Source organism: uncultured Desulfovibrio sp. (assembly GCF_944324525.1).
In the GTDB taxonomy this organism is placed as follows: Bacteria; Desulfobacterota; Desulfovibrionia; order Desulfovibrionales; family Desulfovibrionaceae; genus Desulfovibrio.
Genome location: NZ_CALUWS010000023.1, coordinates 24,762 through 48,251, shown reverse-complemented (window position 1 = coordinate 48,251; position 23,490 = coordinate 24,762). Strand labels below are relative to the sequence as shown.

Sequence of the window (23,490 nt, the reverse complement as noted above, 5' to 3'; positions counted from 1 at the left end):
ACCGTCCCGGGGCAAGTCGCACCGGGTATGCCCATGACGCCCGCGCAGGGCGCGGCTCCCGTACCGGCCGCTCAGCCCGCGCAAACCATGCCCATGGGTGGGCAGGCCCCCATGCCGGGCCAGCCTGCACCGGGGCAAACGGCCCCCGCCGGGCAGATGATGCCCGCCCCGACGCCTACTGAACTGCCGCCCCTGCCTACAGGCGCGGACGCGACCGCTCCGCAGGGGGCTGCCGCCGGTGATGCGGCGGCCGGCGCAGGTCAGAACGGCAAATCCAAGCGCGAAGTCATCTATGTGGACGAGCAGGGGAATCCCGTCGAAAAGCCCATCGACCCCGAAGCCGTGTGGCAGGAAGCCACCAAGGCGATGGAAGCGCAACAGTATGAAGATGCCCTGACCAAGCTGCGTGTTTTGTATGATCAGCCGCAGCTGAAGCGTGACCGGCGGCTGGAAGTGCTGTACGGCATCAGCGACTGCCTGTGGGAACTGTACAAAGACAAGCCGCAGGCAGGCTATGACGCCATCGTCGCCGCCACCAGCGAGGCCCTCAATGCCGATCTGCGCAATGATCGCGCGCCGGATGCCTATGCCCGGCTGGGCAGCATCAATCTGCGCGTCGGCAACATGGATGAAGCGCGGGCCAACATGCTGGCGCTGCTGCGGCAATATCCGCTTTCCCCGCTGGTGGCCGACTCCATGACGGAGCTGGGCCGCGAGCAGCTGAAGCGCGAAATGTATGAAGATGCGGCCGAAGCCTTCAAGACGGTGCTGGAAAATTATCCCGAAAGCGCCTCCATGGAAGAGGCTTCCATGGGGCTGGGCAAGGCGCTGGTGCGCCTGGGCCGGCATAATGACGCCAGCGTCATCATGGACTTCGTCAACAAGCGCTGGCCGCGCTGCTATCTGAAGGATACGGACTTCCTGCTGGTGCAGGCGGAGAACCTGGAGGCCCTTCGCCGCAACGACGCCGCCATGGACGTCTACTGGCTCTTCGTCAACCTGCAGCCGCAGCGCGACGGCAACAACGACCTGCTGCTCAAGATGGCGGACAACTATACCCGCGGCAACGAATGGAACGCCGCCTCCCTGATGTACCAGCGCATCATGAAGCTCTGGCCGGGGGTCAGTTCCAGCCGGGTCAGCCAGTTGCGTCTGGCGGAAAAGGGGATCTACGACGGCCCGCTGAATTACGAGCAGATGAGCGCCCTGTTTGCCCGCCCGGCGGAAGACACGCCGCTCGAACGGGTCTACCGGGAGATCATGGAGGCCTCGGAGACCTCGCCGGAATGCATCCTGTCCCGCCTCAAGTACGCCATGTGGCTGCTCTGGGACAAGCAGTTCACCCAGGCCATGGGCAGCGCGGCGGACTTCATCGACCGCTATCCCGAACATCCCGGCGTGCCGCAGGCGCGCGACATCATCTGGACGGCTTTCCAGAGCGAGCTGGGCAATGCGCTGGCGGAACAGAACTACCGCCGCATCCTGCTCCTCTGGAACGGATTCCCGCTGGTGCGCGAACGGTACGGCGAACTTGATCCCAAGATGCGCTATGCGCTGGCGCAGGGCTATATGGAACGCGGCGACGAAGCCAAGGGGCTGGAGCTGCTGGGGGCCTTCCTGACCACCAGGATGGATCCTGACTACGGCGAGCTGGCCCTGACCGAATACTTCAACCGTTACCTCAAGGCCGGGGCCTGGGACAAGATCCTGGACCTGTCCAAGATCGTCGCCGGCTGGCCCCTGCGGCCGCAGCTGCGTTCCCAGCTGGAATACGCCACGGCGCTCTCGGCCCAGAATCTGGGACTTTCCGGCGCGGCCCTTTCCCGCTGGCGGCAGCTCGCCATCCGCAAAGACATCCCGCTGTACCAGCGTGCCTACGCGACCTACTTCCTCGCGCGGGATGCCGAGGTCCGCAAGGATGTGGGCGATGCCTACACCTACAACAAGCAGGTGATCGAGCTCTTCCAGCAGCTGGCGGATGAGCGCTCCGACAAGGCGGATCCCGAGCGCATCAAGGAATCCATCGGCGCGCTCATGGACATTTGCGAAGTGGCCAACCGTGTCCCCGAGGCGCTGGAGTGGGTCAAGCGCTACAGCGAATATGTCCCGGATGCCAACTCTCCGGAATATCCGGGCCTGCGCTATCGTGAGGCTCGCCTCTACCGCAAGCTGGGCGACAATACGCGGGCCCAGTTCCTGCTGGAAGATGTGGTCAAGCGCTTCCCCGACTCGCCCTTCGGCAAGGCGGCCGCCAGCGAACTGCGGACTTTCGAGGTCTCCCGCGACCTCAAGGACTTCATGCCGGGCGGATCGGCCGGAGCGCCGGCCCCGGCGCAGGGCAACGGCAATGCCGCCGCGCCTGCCGGGAATCCCCCGGCCAATCCTTAAACTTCCTCAGGAAGAACGTTCCTGAGGAGGAGGTACGCTTTCATGAAATTCCTGACGTCCTGCGTGGCGCTGCTGCTTTTTGTCCTGGCCGGCTGCACGGCCGCGCAACAGCGCGGCATGTCCGGTACGACCTATGTCTCCACCTCCCGTCCGGCCTTTTCGGCGACGGCAAAACAGCTTCCTCTGCTGGCGGCCGGTTTCGGGCGCTCGTCCCTGACCGAGACGGGCGTGCTCGGCGGCCTGAACGTCGAAGCCTGGATCGCCATCTACGGCAAGGCCGACGGCAATGGCCCCCTGGCCATCGTGGCCCAGGGCGAACTGGACGATCCGTGGAACTGGAACAACGCTCTCTACCATCCGTTCGCCATCCATGAGGGGGCGGATGTGCTCAACGGCCTCGGCGTGGAGACCTGCACCTATATGGTCAGCGAATCCCGTGACGCCTTCCAGCCGTTCATGCACCCGCAGGGCGATTCCGTGAAAAAGGATGAGGAAAAGCCGGCCCGCCGCTGGATCGCTCGCGTCTTTGCCTGCCGTACCGACTTCAACAAGGGCAAGATCATCTTTGAATATCGTGAGCCCCTGCCGGAAGGCTTCGTGTCCCTCACCAGCGTTCCTTACGGCATGTCCGACGTGATCCCCGCCTTTGAAGATCGGGCCCGCAAGGCCTTTGAAGTCAACCTCTCGCCGGCGACGCCCAAGGAGATCCATCAGGAATATCTGCGAGCAATCCGCTGGCAGTATCTGGATGAACGTTTCTGGGGAACCGTTTTCCTCAATGACTTCTCCGTCAGGCGGTAAAGACGCCTGCAAAACGGCGGCCTTTTGGCGGGGGAAACAAGTTGACGTCCACACCTCGACCGTGTAAGTCATTGACTGAACATCATTTTGCCTCAGGCAAAGACTCCCATTTTACGAAGAGGTTAAGGCATGGACGACTATTTGAAGGAAGCACTGGAAATTGCGCGTGCACAAGCCAGTGTGCGTGTGATGAGTGAGGACGAGATCACGTCCTTCATTCAAAAGCTGGCCCAAGGTATTCGTTGCGTGGCCGAAGGCGACGCCCCGACGGAGCTTGACGGCGGCGATCTGGTGATCGAAGCCCGCAAGTCGGTCAAGGAAAAATCCGTGACTTGTCTGGAGTGCGGCAAGACCTTCAAAATCCTGACCCGCCGTCATCTGGCCTCCCACGGCATGGATGCCGCCGCCTATCGCGAGAAGTGGGGCTTCAAGAAGGATGCGCCGCTCATCTGCAAGGCCCTGCAGCGGGAACGCCGCCGCAAGATGAAGGATATGAAGCTCTGGGAAAAGCGTCGCAAGGCCGACTAGTTTTCCCTGTACAGAACGTAAAGAGGAAGGAGGCTCTTTGGGCTTCCTTCCTCTTTTTTCATGCGGGCCCAGCTGGCCCGCCACACCGGCAACAACGCATGGCTTGGGGCCTGTTAGAGCTTTTTGCCTTTGAAAAAGGTAAGATGCGAGGCGGCGGCACAGCGCCGCCCAGCCCAACGTGAACGGAAAAACCGCGTTTTTTCCGCGAAACGTCAGGCCATATGGTTTGAAACGCACAGCGTTTCAAACTGAAAATACCCTAGTTGTTCAGGGCCAGCTCTTCCAGCCGTCGGGCATCGTGGATGATGACCTCCTTGCAGGAAAACGCGCCGATGATGCCCTTTTCCCGAAGTTGCCGCAGGATGCGGGCCAGCGTCGCCCGGTGGATGCCGAGCAGGGCGGCCACATCCTGCTGGCGCATGGGACAGGGAAAGCGCAGGGCATTGCCGTTTTGCCGCGACAGGTTGAGGATGAAGCGGCAGACGTGGGATTCCCGGCTGCCTGTGCCCATATCCGCCAGAAAGGTGTAGTGGATGAGGAGCTTGATGCCCATGGAGTGCAGCAGGCTGGCGACCTGCCGCGGGTGGGCGGACAGAAAGGCCTCATCCTGCAACAAGCCCTCCGGAAAGCGCCAGATCTCGGTAGGTTCAAGACATTGAAAAACCACGCCCGGTTCAAAACTCGAGACCGTGCGGGCCTCATTGAACAGACAGCCTGGCACGACGCGCAGGGTAAGCCGTTCGCGGCCACAGGCCGCAATATAGGAGAGGGCGACGGCCCCGCGGGAAAGGTAGTACATGCCCCGCCAGCGGGTATGCGGAATGACGGCATCCTTTTCAAATTCGCGCCGGGTCGCCAGATGCAGCACCTCTTCCCAGCAGGGATTGAGGCCCTCGATGCGCCCGGTTCGGGCAAGCGTCGTCTCAAAGGGCGGCATCATGCCGCTGGAAACAGGCTGGGGCATGGGATCTCCAAACGTCTTTGGTAACACGGCCTGTGCGCCTCCCGGGCGATGCGCTCCGCACAGAGGATGCGGGGGCCATCCGTCCTTGCCAAAAGGAAAGGCATGACGTACGAAACAGGGTGTTGATTCTGCCACTGTCTCATCCGTGCCGGTACGAGTATGCCACATCTTTCTCCTGCTGTCTCTTACCCCTTGCCCGCCGCCGTCAGCACGCCCAAGCAGGCGCTGGATCTGCTGCGCCTGCCGGACTCGCAACTTTTTGCCGGAGCCGAACGCTTGCGGCAGGCCGCCTTCGGCAAGCGGATCTCCCTGTGCGCCATCATCAATGCCCGTAGCGGCAATTGCGGCATGGATTGCCGCTTTTGCTCGCAAAGCCGCCACAATCAGACGCCCATCGACACCTTTCCCCTGCTGGAGCCGGCTGTGCTGCGCCGGCGTATCCTGGATCTGGCCCGCTGGCCCGTGCGGCATATCGGCATCGTGACCAGCGGCGGCGCGCTGCAGCAGGAAGAGTTGGAACAGGTGATCGCCGTACTGCGCCAGCTGCCGGAAGCGGTGCGCCGCCGGGTCTGCACCTCGTTCGGCCGGCTGGCCCCTGAAGCCCTGCGGGAACTTGCCCACGAAGGCGTGCGGCGCTTCCATCACAATCTGGAGACGTCCCGCAGCTATTATCCGCGGATCTGCACCACCCAGCTCTGGGAGCAGCGCTACGCCACCGCGCAGCATGTGCGGGCAGCCGGGCTTTCCGTCTGCACGGGCGGTCTTTTCGGACTGGGCGAAAGCTGGGAGGACCGCGTGGAGCTCGCCTTCAGCCTGCGTGAGCTGGGCGTGGACAGCGTGCCCATCAATTTTCTGCATCCTCATCCGCAAACGCCCCTTGGCGACAGGGAGCCGCTCCCGGCCGGCGAAGCCCTGCGCATCATCGCGCTGTTCCGGCATATCCTGCCGGACACGACCCTCCGCATCTGCGGCGGCCGTCCGGAAACGCTGGGCGAGCGCCAGGCGGAGATCTTCCGCGCCGGAGCCAATGCCCTCATGACCGGCGATTATCTGACCACGCACGGTTGCGCCGTGGAGCGGGATTGCGCCATGATCGCCGCGGCCGGTCTGGAGGTCACACAACCATGAACGCTCCTGACATGAACGCTCACGGCTTGTCCCACCGTGCGCTGGCCGATGCGGCCGTCTTCATCAGCGGGACAGGGACGGATGTGGGCAAGAGCGTGGCCACGGCCGCGCTGTTGCGGGCCCTGCGCCATGCCGGTCTGGCGGTGCAGGCCGTCAAACCCGTACAAACAGGGGTGGCGGACGCCGCCCGCGAGGGCGATGCCGCCCGCTACGCGCAGGCCGTGGAGGATCTGCCGCCGGGCCCGCTGCCGCCCGCGGCCACGCTGCACAGCTTCCGGCTGCCTGCTTCGCCGCATCTGGCGGCCGCTCGCGAAGACGCACGGCTCACGGTCGCCGGGCTGCGGCAGGATATCGAAGCGCACTGGCGTTCGCTCATGGCTCTGCATGACGGAGACGGATCGTGCGCCTTGCTGCTGGAGGGGGCGGGCGGCCTGCGCGTCCCCTTCAATGAGCAGGAAGATACCCTCGATCTCATGGCCGTGCTGGCCGCGCCGGTGGTCATCGTGGCCCGAAACGAACTGGGGGCGCTCAATCAGATACGGCTCACCCTGGATGCCGTGCGGGACAGGGGGCTTGTGACGGCGGGGCTTGTGCTCACGCCGCCGCCGGATGCGCTCGCCACGCCGGACGAGGCGACGCAAGCCATTCTGGCAGATAACGAAAGCTGGCTGCGTGCCCGGCTGGAAACCGCAGGCATCCCCGTGGCCGTGCTGCCGTGGGTACGGCTGAACGCTGCGGGCTGGGAACGGCTCGCGCAGGCCGTCCGCCCCGTGGCGCAGGCTCTGGCCGCGCTGCTGCGCACGCCGCCCAACACGGCGGAAGGACTGGTGCGGCGGGACAGGAAGGTCCTCTGGCATCCCTATACCTCGACGATCGAGCCGCTGCCGGTCTTTGTGGCCCAGCGCAGCCACCATAACCGGCTGGTGCTGGCGGACGGACGGGAGCTCGTGGACGGCATGTCCTCCTGGTGGGCGGCGGTGCACGGCTACAATCATCCGCGCCTGCTGGCCGCTCTGCGGGCGCAGGCCGGACGCATGCCGCACGTCATGTTCGGCGGTCTGACCCATGCGCCCGCCGTGGAGCTGGCCGAGCGCCTCCTCGACATGCTGCCGCAGGGGCTGGCGCGCGTCTTTCCCGCTGATTCCGGTTCCGTTGCCGTGGAGGTGGCCCTGAAAATGGCCCTGCAGTACCAGCAGGGCATGGGGCAGCCGCGGCGCACGCGCTTTCTGACGCCGCGCGGCGGCTATCACGGCGACACCACAGGGGCCATGAGCGTTTGCGATCCTGTCACCGGCATGCACAGCCTCTTTGCGCGCATGCTGCCGCAACAGCTTTTCATGGAACGGCCCCGCTGCCGTTTTGACCAGCCCTTTGATCCCGCCAGTCTGGACGATGCCCGGCAACAGCTAACCGAACACGGACACGAGGTGGCGGCGGTCATCCTGGAACCGGTGGTGCAGGGGGCGGGGGGCATGTGGTTCTACCATCCCGACTACCTCCGGGGACTGGCGCAGCTTTGCCGCGAAGCCGGGGCCCTGCTCATTTTTGACGAGATCGCCACGGGCTTCGGGCGTACGGGGACGCTGTTCGCCGCTGAACGGGCGGGCGTCACGCCGGACATCCTCTGCTGCGGCAAGGCCCTCACCGGCGGCGTGCTGACGCTGGCCGCCACCGTCTGCACCGAACAGGTGGCGGAAGGCATCTGCCGGGACGGGAACGTCTTCATGCACGGGCCGACCTACATGGGCAATCCGCTGGCCTGCGCCGTGGCGCTGGCCAGTCTGCGGCTGCTGCGGGAAGGGGACTGGCAGGCTCAGGTTCAGATGCTCGAGAAGGGACTGCGGCAGGGGCTGGCCCCCTGTGCGGGCCTGCCGGGCGTGGCGGACGTGCGCGTTCTGGGCGGCATCGGCGTGGTGGAAACGACGGAACCGGTCCCCGTGGCCCGGCTTCAGGCCTTTTTTGTGGAGCGCGGCGTCTGGATACGCCCCTTTGGCCGCCTGATCTACCTTATGCCGCCCTATGTGACGCCGCCGGAAGACCTCGCCCGCCTGTGCGACGCGGTAGTCGATGCCGTACGGCAGGACGTGCATCTGCCGAACTAGGGGCTGTGGTTGCCTTTCGGTCGCTTCCCTTCTCCCCAAACAAACAGGAGATAGGGTCAACACGCCCCGGCAGGGGCAAGCCGTTTCTGTCGGGCATTCCTGCTTCCCACACGACACGCAGTCGCCTGAACAGGTATGACGAAAGGCGGTTACGGCGTGACGCGCCAGCGACAGGGGCACGGTCGCGTGAGCGGGCGTCAACGAGCATCACGCCCCGCCTTGCTCCCGCTGCCGCAGATGACGGACGGCCTCGTCGGTCAGTTCGTCCACAAGGCCCAGGACGTCCCGGATCTCTTCGGGCGTGATGGCCGCATAATGGATGCCCGCGCAGCAGCAGACGGCGCGACCGGCGGCCTGCGCGAGCCGTGCGGCGACCTGCCGGGCCAGCTCGGCTTCCCGATGTCCGGGACGCCCCAGGGACAGCGCAGCCTCCTCACCGGCCGCATGTTCCCGCGGCGGCAGAGCCAGCGCCGTTGCGCCGATGTGCGCCGCGCCGCCATGCAGCAGGGCCAGCCAGTCCCGCCCCTGCGGCAGCAGATCGAGCCGCAGATGCAGGCGGCCCTGTCGCCGTTCACAGCACAGGGCGTCGGCGAAAAGAGAAGATGTGGCGGCAGGCCGGAGGTCTGAGGACATAGGGCAGGGCTCCCGTAAAAGATCCGTCGGCAAGGCAAAAGGGAAGGGACGGCATATCCGTGATGTCGTCCGCCATTCACCCGCGCAATAAACTTCCTCATCCGCTTCCGTCAAGGCGGCGAAACGGATAAAATCTTATTGGGAGTTGATGCAGGCATTGTGTCGTACGGCTATACCGCACTTGCCCTTTTTCTTGCCGCCGAAAAAAACGTGGCTGGATGCGCCGCATACCAGTGCCTTTTTTGTTTTCGTCTCTCCGCTGTCTTTTTTTTGCCTGCGGAAAATTTCAGCATGTCGCCGGGGGAGTTCTGCCGCTTTGTCTTGTCGCCGTCTGAAGAGTATACGACGGACATTCAGGAATTTCTTTCCTCGCTTGCGCTGATGTTTCCTGTCGTTTTTGGGATATTTTTCTGTCTGCATGTCGCGGCGGCGTCCTGCGCGCAATGGATGCGGCGGCGCATCCACGCGGATGGACAGCGGCAGGCGGATGCCTGAGCAGCGCCTACGGAGCCTCCGCCATCGGCAAGAAAGATTTTCACGAACACTTCCAGCAAAGGAGGGCCCTGCCTATGGTTCTTGATCCTACCCAACATCCTGACTGGGAAATCGCCCAGGATGCGGAAAAGCGCATGAAGCCCATCGGGACCGTGGCGCAAGAATTCGGCCTCCTGCCGGAAGAGGTGCTGGCCTACGGGCATTACATGGCAAAAGTGGAGCAACATGCCGTACTCCGGCGGCTGGAGAACCGGCCCAACGGCAAATATGTGGACGTCACGGCCATCACGCCCACGCCGCTGGGCGAGGGGAAATCCACCACGACCATCGGCCTGGTGCAGGGCCTCGCCAAACGCGGGCAGCGATCCTCGGCCGCCATCCGGCAGCCGTCCGGCGGCCCGACCATGGGCATGAAGGGTTCCGCCGCCGGGGGCGGGCTGGCCCAGTGCATCCCGCTGACCCCGTATTCGCTCAACTTCACGGGGGACATGCACGCCGTGACCGCGGCGCACAATCTGGCCATGACGGCCCTCACCGCGCGCATGCAGCACGAGCGCAACTATGACGACGCCACGCTGGCCCGTCTGTCCGGCATGCGGCGTCTCAACATCGACCCCACCCGCGTGGACATGGGCTGGGCCATGGACTTCTGCGCCCAGTCCCTGCGCAACATCATCATCGGCATGGAAGGCAGCGGCCGCCGCAACGACGGCTTCATGATGCGCTCCCGCTTCGACATCACGGCCGCCTCGGAAGTCATGTCCATCCTTTCCGTGGCGCGGGATCTGGCCGATCTGCGGGCCCGGCTCGCCCGCATGGTGCTGGCGCGCGACCGCGACGGCAACCCCGTCACGGCGGCGGATCTGGAAGTGGCCGGAGCCATGACCGCCTGGCTGGTGGATGCCGCCAAGCCCAATCTCATCCAGACCATCGAAGGCCAGCCCGTGCTGGTGCACGCGGGGCCCTTTGCCAATATCGCCCTGGGGCAAAGCTCCATCATCGCCGACCGCGTGGCCCTCAAACTGAGCGACATCCATGTGACGGAATCCGGCTTCGGCGCGGAGATCGGCTTTGAAAAATTCTGGAACGTCAAGTGCCACATCAGCGGTCTCGTGCCGGATGCGGCCGTCATCGTGGCCACCATCCGCGCCCTCAAGAATCATGGCGGCGCGCCGCAGCCCATGCCGGGCCGCCCCCTGCCCGACGCCTATACGCGGGAAGACGTGGGGCTGGTGGAGGCCGGTTGCGCCAATCTGCTGCACCACATCGGCATCGTGCGGCGGGCCGGGGTATCGCCGGTGGTCTGCATCAATGCCTTTGCCTCGGATACGGCGGACGAGATCGCGGCGGTGCGCCGGGCCTGCGAGGCCGCGGGCGCGCGGGTGGCCGTCTCGCGGCACTGGGGCAAGGGCGGCGACGGCGCGCTGGAGCTGGCCGACGCCGTGCTGGACGCCTGCAATGAAAAAAGCGAATTCACACCCCTGTACGACTGGTCCCTGCCCTTTGCCGAGCGGGTGGAGCGCATCGCTACCCAGGTCTACGGTGCGGACGGCGTGGATTACGCCCCGGACGCGGCCCGCCGGCTGGCGGAATTGCAGGAACGGCCGGACGCCGCCGAGCTGGGCGTCTGCATGGTCAAGACCCAGTATTCCCTTTCGGATGACCCCAGCCGCAAGGGCGCCCCGCGCGGCTGGCGGCTCAAGGTGCGTGACGTCCTGTTCTACGGCGGCGCGGGACTGGTCGTCCCCGTGGCCGGGGACATCAGCCTCATGCCCGGCACCGGTTCGCGTCCGGCCTTCCGCAAGGTGGACGTGGATGTGGAGACCGGTCAGGTCATCGGCCTGTTTTAGCGCATTTTGCCTTTGAAAAGGGCAAATGCGCTGACTGAAGTACATCCACGGCAGACTGATACGAAAGGGAGCCTCCTTGTTGCAGGGAGGCTCCCTTTCATATTTTACAGCTTCGGGGGAAGGTAGTCCGGCGCAAGGTCCGGGTAGATCTCGTCCGGCCATTTGCCGCCGAAGGCGTCCTTGAGCGGGGAGGGCATGGCGCGGCTTTGTTCGCGGGTCATGGCAGCATTAGGCGGCAAGGGATGTTTTTTGAACAGGTCTGGAAGGTGCGTGCCGGGTTCTTTCTTCAACAGGCGATAGTAGTTGGCAAAGGCGTCGTGCAATTCGGGCGAGGAGGAGACCTGAAAGCCAAGATTATGATCAAAGTCATCTGGCGCGTACTCAGGATGGAAGACGCCGGACAGTTCGAGCGCGGCCATGTAATGCCCCAGGGAGACCGCCCGGTAGAAATATTCCACCGCCATATAATAGTTACCAAACATCTCCAGATAGGTGCCGATCTTGTAGGCAGACTCTCCGTGGCCTTGGCGCACGGCGCAGATCAGGTAACGCATGCCAAGAGTATCACACCCCTGCGACATGCCCAGCTTGTACAGGGCATTGGGCTCGCCGAGCTCCGCGGCCTTGCGGAGGGCGTCGATGTCTCGCTCTATGCGGTAGCGGGCATACCAGCCGCTGGGCACGTTCATGGCGATGAGTTTGTCCGCGACTTCCAGTGCCTTTTCGGAACCTGCCGTCGTGCTCAAATAGCAGTCGATAAGGCTGTTCATGGCTTTCCAGTGGCCCATTGCCGCGGCTTTCTTGTAGCCGTTGAAGACCTCGCCCTTTTCCCGCTGGGTGAGGTCACCGCGTTTTTCCAGGGCGCGGGCGGCCTGGAAGATCTTGTCGGCCTCCGGCGGCAGGGGCGGGACGTGATCCGCCATGCGGGCACACTCCCAGGAGAGGGAGAAGGTGATGGTATCAAGAAAGCTCATGAACCTGCTGGAAAGAAAGGGCAGTGAAATTGACCAATCTCCGGACATGCAGCTCATGGCGGCGGCATGGCCAGTCTGACCAAGCAGGAGGACGGCGGCAAGGAGGAGGCATAAAAACTTCATGGCAACCCCTTTGAGAGCATTTTCCGTTAACAACGCTATGTGCTCAAACCATATGGCTGTCATTTCACGGAAAAAATGTGGTTTTCCCGCCTGGTTCGGGCCGGGCGGCGCTGTGCCGCCGCCTCGCGTTTTGCTCTTTTCAAAGGGCAAAACGCTCTGCGATTCCGGCGGAAGGTAGTCCAGGGCAAAATCCTGGAAGATAATGTCCGATCATTTGCCGGAGAAGGCAGTCTTGAAGAAAAAATGACGGCAGAGGACGTAAGACAGCCGCAAAAAACGGCAGGACAAGAAAGGGACGCAAGGACGAGAGACGAGGCGGCGGCTGCGATTCGTGCGCACGGCGATCCTCTTGCGGCAAGTATCTCCCCAAAGCATCGCCTCATATGCACGCCGCCTATTGCCGTTTCAACTGGGTAACGAGCGTGTGCAGATCATGCAGCAGGCTGGCCTGCCGGTGTGGATCCGCCTGGGCATTTTCCAGCCACATCTGGCAGAAGCCCGCCAGCAGACGCAGCATGGGCGGGTGGCTGCGCCAGAAATCCTGCGCCAGCGGAGCCTTGCCGGAAACATGGCGCGCACAGGCGGCGCAGATGGCGTGCAGGCCCTCCATGAGTCGGGATACCGGCAGGGGCGAGGCCGCGAGGGCCGCAAGGGCGGGCTCCAGCAACGGCAGACGGGAAGGCTGATAGAGCGCCAGAAAGAAAGCCTGCCAGAAATCTTCCAGCAGTCCACGCACGCAGGAACGTCGCGCCCCCACCGGACGCAGCTGATGCAGGCCGAGATCGTTGCGCTCCGTACGAAAGAGCTCCAGCCCGGCGGGCAGGGCAGGCGGCTGGTGAAGGAGGCCGTCGCCATGCCGCATGACGGCTTCGGCCACCCGGGCCACGGCGGAAGCGGAAAACGCGGCATGGCAGCCCAGCCTGCCGTGGCGGCATTGCCAGCAGCCCGTACAGCTCATGGCCGCCCGCAGCACCCACTGGCCCGGCGAGCTGGGACCGGTCTCCCGGGCATGCACAGGCCCCAGGGAAAGATTGAGCACCGGCACGCCCAGCCAGCTGGCCAGATGCATGGGGCCGGTATCCGGCGTGATGCACAGGTCCAGCCGCCGCATGACGCCGACCAGCGCATCCAGCGGCAGTTTGCCGCACAGGTCGGCCTGCGGCAGGCCGCTGAGCCGGGCGGTCTCCTTGCCGAGCGCCTTTTCCGCCTCACCGCCCAGAAAGAGCGGCATATGCCCGCTGGCGGCAAGACGGCGGGCAAGGCGGGCCCAGAAATGCGACGAGGGATGCTTGGCGGCTTCGCTGGCCCCGAGCACAAGGCCCACGCGTCCCGTCCCCGCCGGGCGGGGCAGGGTATGGCCGATGACATGGATGTCGGCATCCGGCGCAAGGTCCAGCACATTGAGATCCGACCAGTGGAAGGGATTGCCCCGGTTGTTCTGGGTGAGGGCCTGCCGGTAGAGCTGCCAGAACCCGTACACATGCAGGCTGCCGTCCTGTTCGGACAGGCCGAGGCGTTGCCCGGCCTGCATGCCGCCCAGTATGCGGGCCGAGGCCGGCCGGGAGCTGAGGTTGATCCCCAGCGCGAAGGACTGGGAGGCGGCAAGGGCCTCCCCCTGAGCGGCGGGAAAAAAGGTGGCGGACGGCGCCACCGGCAGAAGCGGCTGAAAAAAGGCGGGCTCGGCCACGACCCACGTCTTGCTGCAGGCGGTGTGCCGCTGCAGATAATGGAGCAGGGGAAAGCTGAGGATCAGATCCCCAAGGCGATGCATCTGCAGGACGAGCGCGGTGGACATGGGCGGAACTAGCGTGGCGCGCCGGCGGTCGGGGTGGCGTAGATGCGGCGCATCTCGTCCAGCATATCCTTGAGACGATGCGCCCAGGTATGACAGCGCAGCACGCGGTCACGCCCCGCGCGGGCCACGGCCTGCCGTTCCTGCGGATGGGCAAGATAGTAGCGCACGAGCTCCGGGATCTCTTCCTTGTCATGATAACAGGCGATCTCGTGCGGCTCGAAAAGCGCGTCCATCTGCGGCCGCCAGTCGGTCAGCACAAAGGCCCCTGTGGCCGGAGCGTCAAATATGCGCTGGTTGACCGCGCCTTTCATCTGTTTGCTGGTGCAGTTGAAATTGATGGCGGAGCAGGGGTAGAAGCGCGGCAGATCCGTGTAATAGGTGATGGGATCCAGCAGGCGCGGCTTGCGGGCATCATGCCGGAATTCGATGTTCCAGCCGCCATCCCCCACGATGAGGGGCGAAAAGGACAGCAGCTCGCGGACGCAGCCGTTACGGTACAGGCGCGTGGCCTGCCAGGTCAGCGCGGTCTCGTAGGCAAGGCGGGCTTCATTGTCCGGCAGGGCCATGTACCGGGCGTAAACGTCGGGCATGTCCTCGCGCAGGAAATCGGCGACGGAACGCGTGTCGCTGGCCATGAAGGCGGCGGCGCAGCGATAGAAGGGCAGCAGCAGGGCACGCGGAAAATGCCCCTTCTTGAGGCGCATCCCCACCTTGTAGATCATGGAATTGCCCACGAAGGAGACGTCGCTGCGCCAGGCAGCCGGCGCGCCAGCCGCGGCCTGCGGGCAAAAACGCTGCGGATCCGTCCCCAGCGGCAGATAGGAGACATGCTGGAAGCCGGTGGCCCGCAGACTCTCCACATTGTCGGCATCCCAGGTGAACAGGGCTGTCCACGGGCTGATGCAGCGGCTGTAAAGGTGGATGATAAGGTGCGGATTGTCCACGAACCAGGAGGCCAACGGCAGTTCCAGCCGGGCCAGCAAGTCCATGAGCACCCCCTCCACATCGACGCCCATGTGGTTGAGGGTGATGCAGCAGTCCGGCCGAAAGGTCAGCACGGCGTGCAGGAGCTGCTGCACGAAGTCCGACCTCGCCAGCGTCTCGTCTTCGATCTGGAGCAGCTCATACTCGATGCCCAGCGTCTTGCAGGCGCCGATGACCTCGCCGATGAGGAAATACTTGCTGGCCAGCAGCAGCACCCGGGGCGTGCCGCCGCGAAAACGGGGCTGTCGGGCGCGCCGCCAGAAATCAAAATGTTCGCTGGCCGAGAGCTGTTCCCGCAGATAGCCGTAATACGCGCGGTCCAGCCGCAGATAGAAGGGCAGAGCCACAGGGAGGAAGCGCAGCCCCCGCTGCCCGGCCTGCCAGTGGGAAAGCTCCCGCAGGGCCTGCTCCGGGTCGGCGCTGCGCACCACGAAGACCCGTTGACGCTGCGCGGGCGCAAGCGCCGCCAGCACGCCGCTCGCCTGCTGTATGGCCTCTTCCTTCTCCACCACGGCCACCGGCCCGACGGTACGCTCGAGCAGGGCATGCAGGGCATGGCCCATGCCGCAGCCAAGCAGCACGGGCAGGCCATCGAGGGATACCGCCCCGGCGTCGGACGCCGCCCCCGCTTCGGCGAACAGCGGACGCAGGATATCCAGTTCCCGCCGGGGGCCGCCGGGGCCCAGCATGGTCAGGCTGCGCCCGGCAAGCTCCACGCGGATATCGACAGGACGGCCGTCATCCCTGACCGCCTCGACCCGCAGCGGCATTTGCGCAGCCGCTGCGGCCGGGGCGGGATCTTCGGGACAAGGGGAGGCTGCGGGCCTCTCCGTACGCGTTTTCACTGGATGTCATCCCTGTTGTTGGGGACGACGATGATGTCGTCTTCCGACAGCATGAAGGTCACGTTCTGGTACATGCGCTCCACCTGCATGAAGGTCCGCCCGATGGATATCTCCACACCGGGGTAGACCGTGCCCGGCACGATGAGGCGGCAGGTGGACATGCTGGCTTCGTCACGGCTGAGCTTTTTCCAGAGGCTTTCCCGCTGCTCGATGAGCTGGGCGCGCTGCTTTTCCGTGCGCACCAGCTTGCGGCTGGCTTCGGTGGCATCGGGCGGCAGGTGACCGGCAACGGCCTTGAGATGCACGAGCGTCTGCGAAAGGCTGGAGATGGTGGTGTCCAGTTCTTCCAGTTCCCGGATGTTTTCGGGATCATAGCCCAGAAAGACGCGCGTGCTTACGCCGGCCTTGTTGCCGAGCTGCTTGCCCACAAAAACGCTGCCGTAGGCATTGGCCGTGGTGCCGTACAGGCTTTCACGCACCACGAGGTTGCCGCCCACATAGGCGGTGCAGTACAGGCAGTATTTTTCCGTGATCACATGACTGCGCGAGCGGACTTCCACCTTTTCCAGGAAGGGGCTCAGAATCTTTCCCCGGGCTTCCAGCACGCAGTGTTCGCCCGTACCGCCGCGCGCGCCCACGTCAATGACCAGATCCTGGCGGGCATCCACGCTGCCGCCCTCCACCATGCCCATGATGCGGACGTTGTTGGCATGCACGCTGAAGCCGGCCCGGACGGAACCGTGCACGCACATATCCCCCACAAAATGGATGTTGCCCGTCTGGAAGCTCACGTCCTGCCGGACGTTGAGCAGATGCTTTACGGTAATGCGGCCTTCGCTGTAGAAGACATAACCGTTGACGGCGGCAAGGATGTACTGCGGATGGGCGGGGTCCACCACCGTATTGAAGCCCAGCGGCGGTTCGGAGCTTTCCAGGATGAAGCGGGGATCGGGATTGGGGCCGGCTTCGCTCAAAGGAACGACCTCGGCCAGCACCTGCCCCTTGATGACGTTTTGCACATATCCCAGGTTGTACAGATTGCTGCCGCTGGCTTCCGCGATCTCACTGCACGGCTTGAGATTCAGATGGTGCAGATCCGGATTGAAAAAATGCTTCAGATAAAATGACACGGCTCTCTCTCCCTTCCTTTCTGCCTGTCACCGGATTCGGTCTGCCCGCAGGCCACGGCAGGACGGCCCATGCGGGGGAGGTTGCGCGCCACTTATTCGAGCACGTCCGGGATGCGCCCCTCGAGTTCGTGCTCACTGGTGAATGCGGGGAAAAATCCTTCTATCTCCACGTCCCGGAGCAGCTTTTGCACCGGCTCCGAAGGAGAGAGCAGGATAAGACGCCGCCCATGACTCAGGCCCAGCGTATCGGCACAGACCAGCGCGCCGAGGCCGGAGCTGTCCACTTCTTCCACGCTGCTCAGATCGATGGCAACCTGGGCGATCCCCTGGGCCAGCAGCAGTTTTTCCAGCTCGCCTCGCAGGGTGATGGCATCCTGGAGGAGCAGCGTGCCGTGGTAGCGCACCACCGTCGTTTTTTTGTGCTGTTCGATATCCAGCGAGAACATGTCGCCTCCTATCCTTTTGCAGGCGGGGAAAAGAGCTCCGCGGCGTCAAGCCAGAGCGTCACCGGCCCCCAGTTGCAGAGTGATATCCGCATGTCAGCCCCAAATAACCCAGAGTATACGTTACCTTGCATCATTTCGTCAACTCGACGGACATAGGCTTCGAACAGGGGGCGAGCCGTTGCGGGCGGGGCGGCGGCGGTGAAGTCCGGCCGGCGGCCGCGCCGGCAGTCGGCGTACAGGGTGAACTGCGGGATCAGCAGGATGCTGCCGCCGGCCTCGCGTACCGTGCAGTGCATCTTCTGCGCGTACTCGCCCTCGCCGGGAAAGATGCGCAGCTCCACGAGCTTGCGGACCATGCCGGAAAAAACGTCGCTTGCGGCAAGCTCCGGCCCATCCTCCTGCCCGAAGCCCACCAGCACCACGAGCCCCTTGCCGATGCTGGCAAGCGTCGTGCCGTCCACGGCAACGGACCCTTCCAGAACGCGCTGGATGCACAGACGCATCAGGCATCGCCTCCGTCGCAGCCCTCGGAATTTTCGGCAGACCCGGCGTGGCGTCGGGCGCGGTTGGCCGCCCGGGCTTCCTCCTCTTCCCGCAATGCGCGCCGCAGCACCTTGCCGATGGCCGACTTGGGCAGCTCCGCGCGAAACTCCACATGGCGCGGCACCTTGTAGTTGGCCAGCTTGCTGCGGCACCAGGCGATGATGGCCGCCTTGTCCAGCTTGCCGGCGGCCTCGGGACGGGGCACGACGTAGCACTTGAGCACTTCGCCGCGCAAGGGATCCCGCAGGCCCACGCAGACGGCTTCCTGCACTTCCTCATGCTCCAGAATGACTTCCTCCACCTCGCGCGGATAGACGTTGAAGCCGCCCACGAGCACAAGGTCTTTCTTGCGGTCCACGATGTAGAAGAAGCCGTCCTCGTCCATACAGGCCAGATCGCCCGTACGCAGCCAGCCGTCCTGCAGGGTAGCGGCCGTCTCTTCAGGGTGCTCCCAGTAGCCGTGCATGACCTGCGGGCCACGAATGATCAGCTCGCCCACGGTGTGCGGGGGCAGGGGCTCCATGCCGCCCGGCTCCACGATCATGGCGTCGGTGCCGGGCATGGGCATGCCGATGGAACCTTCCTTCTGCTGTTCGGGAAGCAGCGGGTTGAGGTGCGTCACGGGCGAAGCCTCGGTCAGCCCGTATCCTTCCAGCAGGGAGGCCCCGGTCAGCTCATGGAACTGACGCCGCAGCTCGCGGGAAAGCGGCGCGGAACCGGAAATGCAGAGCTTGACGCTCTTGAGGTCGAACTGCGCCAGGTTTTTCTGCTGCAGGAGAGAAGCGTAGACCGAGGGCGCGCCGGGAAAGATGGTGGGGCGGCGCCGGTTGATGAGATGCAGCACGTCCTGCGGCACATAGCGCGGCAGCGGCAGCGACGTGGCGGCCAGCATGGCGGGCAGGGTGATGCCCAGGCACAGCCCGTAGACATGGAAAAAGGGCAGCAGGCCCACGATGCTGTGGCGCTCATGGCGCAGATCGCGGATGACCTCCAGCACCTGCAGGGCGTTGGAGCCCAGGTTGCCGTGCGTCAGGGGCACGCCCTTGGGCAGGCCGGTGGTGCCGCCGGTATACTGCAGCAGGGCGGGCGTCTCTTCCGGGGTGGCGATATTGGCCACGCAAGCCTCGCTGCCGCGCGCCAGCTCCTTCCAGGGGAGCACATCGGGGCCATAGGGGATGCGGGGAGCCTGCCTGTTGCGCAGCTCCTTCAGCCGGTAGAGCAGACTGAGCGGGAAGGAGAGCGCATCGCCCACGCCGGTGATGACGTAGGTCTCCACCGGCAGACGGTCGCGCAGCGAGGCGATGCGGGGCCAGAGCAGATCCAGCAGGATCATGTGACGGGGCCGGGCGTCATTGAGGATGGTCAGCAGCTCCGACTCCATATAGAGCGGATTGAGCATGACCACCACGCCCCCGGCCTTGAGGATGGCCCAGAACAGGACGATGGTCTGCGGCAGGTTGGGCAGCATGACCGCCACCCGGTCGCCGTCGCCGACGCCCAGTTCCCGCAGCCTGCCCGCCATACATTCGGCCTGACGCTTGAGCTGCCGATACGTCATGAGCGTATTCTGAAAGCGCAAAGCCGCCCGGTCCGGGTAGCGGCGCGCCGCCTCGTCCAGAAAATGAAAGAGCGGCTTCCCGTACACCGGGACTTCCGCGCTGACGCCGTCCTCGTAATGGGCCAGCCACGGACGGGAAGGATCAACTGGCATGATGGCTTTCTCCTGCATCGGCTGCGGCGGAGGGAGCATACAAGGCACTGACGACGGCATAGGCCTTGATGCCTTCTTCCCGTCCGGTGAATCCCAGGCGCTCCTCGGTGGTCGCCTTGACGTTGACGGCCTCGGGCGGAAGTTGCAAAAGCCGCGCCACGTTACGGCGGATGGCGTCCTTGAAGGCGGCCAGACGGGGCCTCTGCGCCACGATGGTCATATCCGCATGGCAGAGGCGAAGCCCGGCGCGTCTGACCCGGGTCAGCACCTGATCCAGCAGTATGGCCGAGGAAATATTGTCGAAACGGGCGTCCGCGTCGGGAAAATGTTCCCCGATGTCCCCCAGGCAGGCACAGCCCAGCAGGGCGTCGCACAGGGCGTGCAGCAGCACGTCCCCGTCGGAATGGGCCAGCACGGCCGGGGCCTTGTCGATGGCGATGCCGCCCAGCTTCATGGGGCGGGCCTTGGGATCCCCGGCATCCTGCGCGTAGCGGTGCACGTCGTAGCCCATGCCCGTACGGGGCTGGAGCGAAGGCGGCGGGCTGAGAAGGGCCATATCTTCCACCGTGGTTATCTTGACGTTGGTCTTTTCACCGGGCACCACCCGCACCGCATGGCCCGCGGCCTCCATGAGCATGGCGTCATCCGTCACGGGCTGTCCCTGTCCGCGGGAGGCTTCCTCCATCCGCGCGGCGTGGGCCGCTTCCAGTTCCGCCCGCGCAAAGCCCTGCGGCGTCTGCACCGCGACAAGGCGATGACGGGGCAGGGTGGAGAGCACCCGCGCGCCTTCCACCATCTTGATGGTATCGGTCACCGGCAGAGCGGGGATGACCGCCACGGCCCCGGCGGCAAGCTCGGCCTGCACGGTGCGAACGAGCCGGGCGCTCATGAACGGGCGTGCCGCGTCATGGATCAGGACATGGACGGCCGCTCCGGGCAGGGCGGCCAGACCGTTGCGTACGGAGTCGTCCCGCTCGGCGCCGCCTTCCACGGCCGCCCAGGGCAGGCCGAGGGGCTGACGGGCGTCCAGCGCGCGGACTTCGGCCTCGCAGCGGGCGAGCTCGCCGGGCGGAAAAACGAAGACGATGCCGGCCACCGCGCTGCTGCGGCTGAAGGTGAGGGCGCTGTGCCAGTAGAGAGGGGAGTCCTTCCAGATCAGGAACTGCTTGGACGTGCCGCCGGTGGCGGCGGCCATGCGCGAACCGCGTCCCGCCGCCAGCAGCAGGGCCCACGGGCGCGGGGCTTCCGCGAGAAGGGATGCGGCAGGGGCTTCCTGGGCCTGATCAGCGTGTTCGGCGTTCATGGCTTTTCCGGCAGAATTCATGAGCATTTTCAGTTTGGAACGCTTCGCGTCTCACACCCTGCGGCCTGACGTTTCGCGGAAAAAACGCGGTTTTTCCGCTTGGTTTCGGCCGGGCGGCGCTGTGCCGCCGCCTCGCGTTCCGCCTTTTTCAAAGGCAAAACGCTCATGCAAACGGGAGCCGGCCTGTAAGCCGGGTTCTGTCATGCGTGGTCGCATGAGGCCACCATTCCTCTAGGAGTGCGGTTGCCCGCACCCTCAAGCAACCTACCCGGAAGGATTGGCCGGGCCGGCCTCCTTCCCTATTTGGTCTTGCTCCAGACGGGGTATGCCGAGCATGCCGCGTCACCGCGGCATCTGGTAGGCTCTTACCCTACCGTTTCACCCTTACCCTCCGCAAGGGAGGGCGGTTTGCTTTCTGTGGCGCTGTCCGAAGGTCACCCTTCCTGGGGATTACCCAGCGTCCTGCCCTGTGGAGCCCGGACTTTCCTCCCCGAATCGCTTCGCGGCGGTGGCCCGTCCGACTCCCGTTTGCCTGATACGTTGATATGCCGGCAGCCGGCTGCCGTCGGCAGCGGCATGCCGTTTCGTGGTCTAATCCACCAGCGTCTTGGGCGTTTCAGGGATGCCCGGCGTCACCGGGAAATCGAAATGCTCATTCCAGAAGATAAGACGCTGACAGTTGGGGCAGCTCAGGATCTGCTGCCCGCGCTGCAGTTCGATGTAGGACTGCGGCGGCACGGCGATATGGCAGCCGGTGCAGATGCCGTCCTTGACCGCCACGATGACAGGATGCTCAAGACGCTTGCGGATGAACTCATAGCGCACGAACACCGGATGCGGGATGGCGCTGCTGGCGACTTCCCGCTTGCTTTCCAGTTCGGCCATGCGGGCACGGCAGGCGGTGAGCTTTTCTTCCAGGCTGTCGCGGCGCACTTCCAGCTCGGCCTGCAGGCCCGTGTGGGTCAGGTCGATCTGGGCCAGCTTCTCGTTCTGGAGCTGGAGCTCTTCCATAAGGGCCATCTTTTCCTCTTCACGGGAACGGATGACCTTCTCGATGCTGTCCATCTCGCGCATCATGGCATGGTGCTCGCGCTGGTTCTCCACCTGCATGAGCTTGTTCTTGCTCTTCTTGATGCGGGCGGAATCGTCCTCGATCTCGAAATCAAGGCGTTTCTGCTGGTCCTGAAGATGGTTCAGCTTTTCCAGCACACGTTCACGCTGGGCATTGCTGGCGTCGAAACGCTGCTGCAGATCCTCCAGTTCGCGCGGCGCGCGCTCCAGCTCCTGCCGGACGGCAAAAATGGCGTCATCTATTTTCTGCAGCTCCACGAGCTGACGGATCTGATCAAGATAAACGGCGGTACTCATTGTTTTCCTCCCAGAAAGGGTGCCCCGCATCGCGCCTCAGGCCGCCCAGGGGCGCAACGGCGAAAGCGAGGGCACAAAAAAGACATTGACGCCCGGCAGCAGATGCTGCAGCAGCGCGCACATGCGGCGCATCATCTCTTCCTCAAGGCTGTGATGCCCCACGTCCGCCATGCAGATCTCCGCTTCCAGCGCCGTATGGTACTTCACATCGCCGGTGATGAAGAATTCCACGCCGCAGCGGGCCGCCTCTTCCAGCAGGGAAGAGCCCGACCCGGTACAGTAGCCGATGCGCCGCACCTGTTCCGGCAAAGGCCCGCACAGCGTCGTCGTGGAAAGATCCAGCCAGCGGCCGAGCCGCTGCAGGATGGCGGACGGCGACTGCGGCGCGGGCAGATCGCCGGCCAGACCGAACCCCAGGGGCAGAGCGGCCCCCTCAGGGGCCGGAGCGGTCGGCTCGATGACCTCCCGGGCGGTCAGCCCCAGTTCGTCGGCGACCCAGGCGGCCGGGCCCGCGCTGTTGACGTCCAGCGACGTATGGCAGGCGTACAGCGGCACATCCGCCCCCAAAAGCAGCCGCAATACCTCATGGTAGGCATCAAGACGGCGCGGCAGGCGCGGCTTGAGCAGCAGCGGATGATGGCTCAGGAGGACATGCGCCCCCTTGTCGAGCGCCGTCGCGACGGACGCGGGCGTGGGGTCGAGGCAGACGGCGACTTGCGTCGCTTCCGTACGGCGGGCGGCCACCTGCATGCCGGAGCAATCCCAGGCCGCCTGCGTGGACGGCGCGGCAACTTTTTCTATGGTTGCAATGATTTCAGTCAGTTGCATAGCATCCCCGCCAAATAGAAAGGCACTTTTTCCAGAAAGGGAAAAGTGCCTCATGCAGTGCTGAATGCGTCTTTTTCCGTCCCGCTGACAGAAAACGCTGCCCAGTCTTGCTTGCACACAAGCAGAATATGGCATCCATTTCGCCATTTTGTACCACAATCGCCATATTGTCAAGAAGACGCCGGCCTTTGGACAGGATTGTGCGGCTGATGCCGTGCTGCGTGCCCGTCCTGCCGGCGTCGTCTCGTCGCGACCATTGGCCGTACCTGTTTTAGAGCATTTCCAGTTTGAAACGCTTTGCGTTTCAAACCATACGGCCTGGCGTTTCGCGGAAAAAACGCGGTTTTTCCGCTCACTTTTGGCCGGGCGGCGCTGTGCCGCCGCCTCGCGTTTCACCTTTTTCAAAGGTGAAACGCTCTATGGCCCTCTTGCCGCTGTCAAACGGCATATGGTAAGTGCAGGAACAGCGTACAGACAGAAGAACGGTCAGCATGGAGAAAGCCTTTCTCATGCCGTTACGCTTCGGCCATGTGTATAGGGTCATATGAACA

The 23,490-nt window shown here is 64.4% G+C and carries 19 protein-coding genes and 1 other RNA gene; 6 read left to right on the top strand and 14 right to left on the bottom strand.

Annotated elements, in window-relative coordinates; all coding sequences use genetic code 11:
• From Q0K12_RS07505 to Q0K12_RS07495, 3 genes are all read left to right on the top strand, one after another.
• Positions 1 to 2,388 (top strand): tetratricopeptide repeat protein (locus Q0K12_RS07505; protein WP_297261605.1); only part of this gene is annotated, 2,388 nt, incomplete at its 5' end.
• A gap of 42 nt (positions 2,389 to 2,430) precedes the next feature.
• Complete coding sequence (locus Q0K12_RS07500) at positions 2,431 to 3,189, top strand: DUF4851 domain-containing protein (RefSeq protein WP_297261603.1); 759 nt, start codon at positions 2,431 to 2,433, stop codon at positions 3,187 to 3,189.
• Positions 3,190 to 3,318: 129 nt separating this feature from the next.
• Positions 3,319 to 3,717: a MucR family transcriptional regulator gene (locus Q0K12_RS07495; protein ID WP_297261601.1), complete on the top strand. Its 399-nt coding sequence runs from the start codon at positions 3,319 to 3,321 to the stop codon at positions 3,715 to 3,717.
• Between the two features lie 259 nt (positions 3,718 to 3,976).
• Here Q0K12_RS07495 and Q0K12_RS07490 read toward each other — a convergent pair whose 3' ends face one another.
• Positions 3,977 to 4,681 (bottom strand): Crp/Fnr family transcriptional regulator, encoded by a 705-nt coding sequence (locus tag Q0K12_RS07490; protein ID WP_297261599.1) that lies wholly within the window; start codon positions 4,679 to 4,681, stop codon positions 3,977 to 3,979.
• A gap of 159 nt (positions 4,682 to 4,840) precedes the next feature.
• Between Q0K12_RS07490 and bioB the strand changes: the two genes are divergently transcribed.
• Both bioB and bioA read left to right on the top strand, forming a co-directional pair.
• Complete coding sequence (bioB, locus tag Q0K12_RS07485; protein ID WP_297261597.1) at positions 4,841 to 5,809, top strand: biotin synthase BioB; 969 nt, start codon at positions 4,841 to 4,843, stop codon at positions 5,807 to 5,809.
• A complete protein-coding gene (gene bioA, locus Q0K12_RS07480; protein ID WP_297261595.1) occupies positions 5,806 to 7,911 on the top strand; it encodes an adenosylmethionine--8-amino-7-oxononanoate transaminase in 2,106 nt (701 codons plus the stop codon). Before bioB ends, bioA begins: the two co-directional genes overlap by 4 nt.
• A gap of 207 nt (positions 7,912 to 8,118) precedes the next feature.
• Here the strand turns inward: bioA and Q0K12_RS07475 are convergent, their stop codons facing one another.
• Positions 8,119 to 8,544 (bottom strand): hypothetical protein, encoded by a 426-nt coding sequence (locus Q0K12_RS07475; protein WP_297261593.1) that lies wholly within the window; start codon positions 8,542 to 8,544, stop codon positions 8,119 to 8,121.
• Positions 8,545 to 8,679: 135 nt separating this feature from the next.
• Complete coding sequence (locus Q0K12_RS07470) at positions 8,680 to 8,964, bottom strand: hypothetical protein (RefSeq protein ID WP_297261591.1); 285 nt, start codon at positions 8,962 to 8,964, stop codon at positions 8,680 to 8,682.
• Between the two features lie 149 nt (positions 8,965 to 9,113).
• Between Q0K12_RS07470 and Q0K12_RS07465 the strand changes: the two genes are divergently transcribed.
• On the top strand, positions 9,114 to 10,889 hold the full coding sequence (locus Q0K12_RS07465) for a formate--tetrahydrofolate ligase (protein WP_297261589.1): 1,776 nt from the start codon (positions 9,114 to 9,116) through the stop codon (positions 10,887 to 10,889).
• 104 nt (positions 10,890 to 10,993) lie between these two features.
• Here the strand turns inward: Q0K12_RS07465 and Q0K12_RS07460 are convergent, their stop codons facing one another.
• The 11 genes from Q0K12_RS07460 to Q0K12_RS07410 form a co-directional block, all read right to left on the bottom strand.
• Positions 10,994 to 11,863, bottom strand: coding sequence for a hypothetical protein (locus Q0K12_RS07460; RefSeq protein ID WP_297261587.1), 870 nt, complete (start codon positions 11,861 to 11,863; stop codon positions 10,994 to 10,996).
• 517 nt (positions 11,864 to 12,380) lie between these two features.
• Positions 12,381 to 13,781 (bottom strand): glycosyltransferase family 9 protein, encoded by a 1,401-nt coding sequence (locus Q0K12_RS07455; protein ID WP_297261585.1) that lies wholly within the window; start codon positions 13,779 to 13,781, stop codon positions 12,381 to 12,383.
• An 8-nt stretch (positions 13,782 to 13,789) separates the two neighbouring features.
• Positions 13,790 to 15,535 (bottom strand): glycosyltransferase, encoded by a 1,746-nt coding sequence (locus Q0K12_RS07450; protein ID WP_297261583.1) that lies wholly within the window; start codon positions 15,533 to 15,535, stop codon positions 13,790 to 13,792.
• A 71-nt stretch (positions 15,536 to 15,606) separates the two neighbouring features.
• Entirely contained in the window at positions 15,607 to 16,740 is a 1,134-nt protein-coding gene (locus tag Q0K12_RS07445; RefSeq protein WP_297261581.1) for a FapA family protein, read from the bottom strand.
• 92 nt (positions 16,741 to 16,832) lie between these two features.
• Positions 16,833 to 17,186, bottom strand: a complete 354-nt coding sequence (locus Q0K12_RS07440; protein WP_297261579.1) for an STAS domain-containing protein — start codon at positions 17,184 to 17,186, stop codon at positions 16,833 to 16,835.
• 8 nt (positions 17,187 to 17,194) lie between these two features.
• Positions 17,195 to 17,689: a D-aminoacyl-tRNA deacylase gene (gene dtd / locus Q0K12_RS07435; RefSeq protein ID WP_297261577.1), complete on the bottom strand. Its 495-nt coding sequence runs from the start codon at positions 17,687 to 17,689 to the stop codon at positions 17,195 to 17,197.
• Entirely contained in the window at positions 17,689 to 19,440 is a 1,752-nt protein-coding gene (locus tag Q0K12_RS07430; protein WP_297261574.1) for a long-chain fatty acid--CoA ligase, read from the bottom strand. Before Q0K12_RS07430 ends, dtd begins: the two co-directional genes overlap by 1 nt.
• Positions 19,430 to 20,743 (bottom strand): 2-C-methyl-D-erythritol 4-phosphate cytidylyltransferase, encoded by a 1,314-nt coding sequence (gene ispD, locus Q0K12_RS07425; RefSeq protein ID WP_297261572.1) that lies wholly within the window; start codon positions 20,741 to 20,743, stop codon positions 19,430 to 19,432. The genes Q0K12_RS07430 and ispD overlap by 11 nt, the downstream gene beginning before the upstream one ends.
• A gap of 170 nt (positions 20,744 to 20,913) precedes the next feature.
• Positions 20,914 to 21,268, bottom strand: an RNA gene (rnpB, locus tag Q0K12_RS07420) — RNase P RNA component class A.
• A gap of 66 nt (positions 21,269 to 21,334) precedes the next feature.
• Positions 21,335 to 22,111, bottom strand: a complete 777-nt coding sequence (locus Q0K12_RS07415; RefSeq protein ID WP_297261570.1) for a C4-type zinc ribbon domain-containing protein — start codon at positions 22,109 to 22,111, stop codon at positions 21,335 to 21,337.
• A gap of 36 nt (positions 22,112 to 22,147) precedes the next feature.
• A complete protein-coding gene (locus tag Q0K12_RS07410) occupies positions 22,148 to 22,939 on the bottom strand; it encodes a Nif3-like dinuclear metal center hexameric protein (RefSeq protein WP_297261568.1) in 792 nt (263 codons plus the stop codon).
• Between the last annotated feature and the right edge of the window lie 551 nt (positions 22,940 to 23,490).

Bases quoted from the DNA above. Each gene is read 5' to 3' on its own strand.
- dtd (WP_297261577.1), bottom strand. From the start codon at position 17,689: ATGCGTCTGTGCATCCAGCGCGTTCTGGAAGGGTCCGTTGCCGTGGAC.
- bioA (WP_297261595.1), top strand. From the start codon at position 5,806: ATGAACGCTCCTGACATGAACGCTCACGGCTTGTCCCACCGTGCGCTG.
- Q0K12_RS07470 (WP_297261591.1), bottom strand. From the start codon at position 8,964: ATGCAGACAGAAAAATATCCCAAAAACGACAGGAAACATCAGCGCAAG.
- Q0K12_RS07450 (WP_297261583.1), bottom strand. From the start codon at position 15,535: ATGCCGCTGCGGGTCGAGGCGGTCAGGGATGACGGCCGTCCTGTCGAT.
- Q0K12_RS07430 (WP_297261574.1), bottom strand. From the start codon at position 19,440: ATGCCAGTTGATCCTTCCCGTCCGTGGCTGGCCCATTACGAGGACGGC.
- Q0K12_RS07460 (WP_297261587.1), bottom strand. From the start codon at position 11,863: ATGAGCTTTCTTGATACCATCACCTTCTCCCTCTCCTGGGAGTGTGCC.
- Q0K12_RS07440 (WP_297261579.1), bottom strand. From the start codon at position 17,186: ATGTTCTCGCTGGATATCGAACAGCACAAAAAAACGACGGTGGTGCGC.
- Q0K12_RS07410 (WP_297261568.1), bottom strand. From the start codon at position 22,939: ATGCAACTGACTGAAATCATTGCAACCATAGAAAAAGTTGCCGCGCCG.
- Q0K12_RS07490 (WP_297261599.1), bottom strand. From the start codon at position 4,681: ATGCCCCAGCCTGTTTCCAGCGGCATGATGCCGCCCTTTGAGACGACG.
- ispD (WP_297261572.1), bottom strand. From the start codon at position 20,743: ATGAACGCCGAACACGCTGATCAGGCCCAGGAAGCCCCTGCCGCATCC.
- Q0K12_RS07455 (WP_297261585.1), bottom strand. From the start codon at position 13,781: ATGTCCACCGCGCTCGTCCTGCAGATGCATCGCCTTGGGGATCTGATC.
- bioB (WP_297261597.1), top strand. From the start codon at position 4,841: ATGCCACATCTTTCTCCTGCTGTCTCTTACCCCTTGCCCGCCGCCGTC.
- Q0K12_RS07415 (WP_297261570.1), bottom strand. From the start codon at position 22,111: ATGAGTACCGCCGTTTATCTTGATCAGATCCGTCAGCTCGTGGAGCTG.
- Q0K12_RS07465 (WP_297261589.1), top strand. From the start codon at position 9,114: ATGGTTCTTGATCCTACCCAACATCCTGACTGGGAAATCGCCCAGGAT.
- Q0K12_RS07500 (WP_297261603.1), top strand. From the start codon at position 2,431: ATGAAATTCCTGACGTCCTGCGTGGCGCTGCTGCTTTTTGTCCTGGCC.
- Q0K12_RS07475 (WP_297261593.1), bottom strand. From the start codon at position 8,544: ATGTCCTCAGACCTCCGGCCTGCCGCCACATCTTCTCTTTTCGCCGAC.
- Q0K12_RS07495 (WP_297261601.1), top strand. From the start codon at position 3,319: ATGGACGACTATTTGAAGGAAGCACTGGAAATTGCGCGTGCACAAGCC.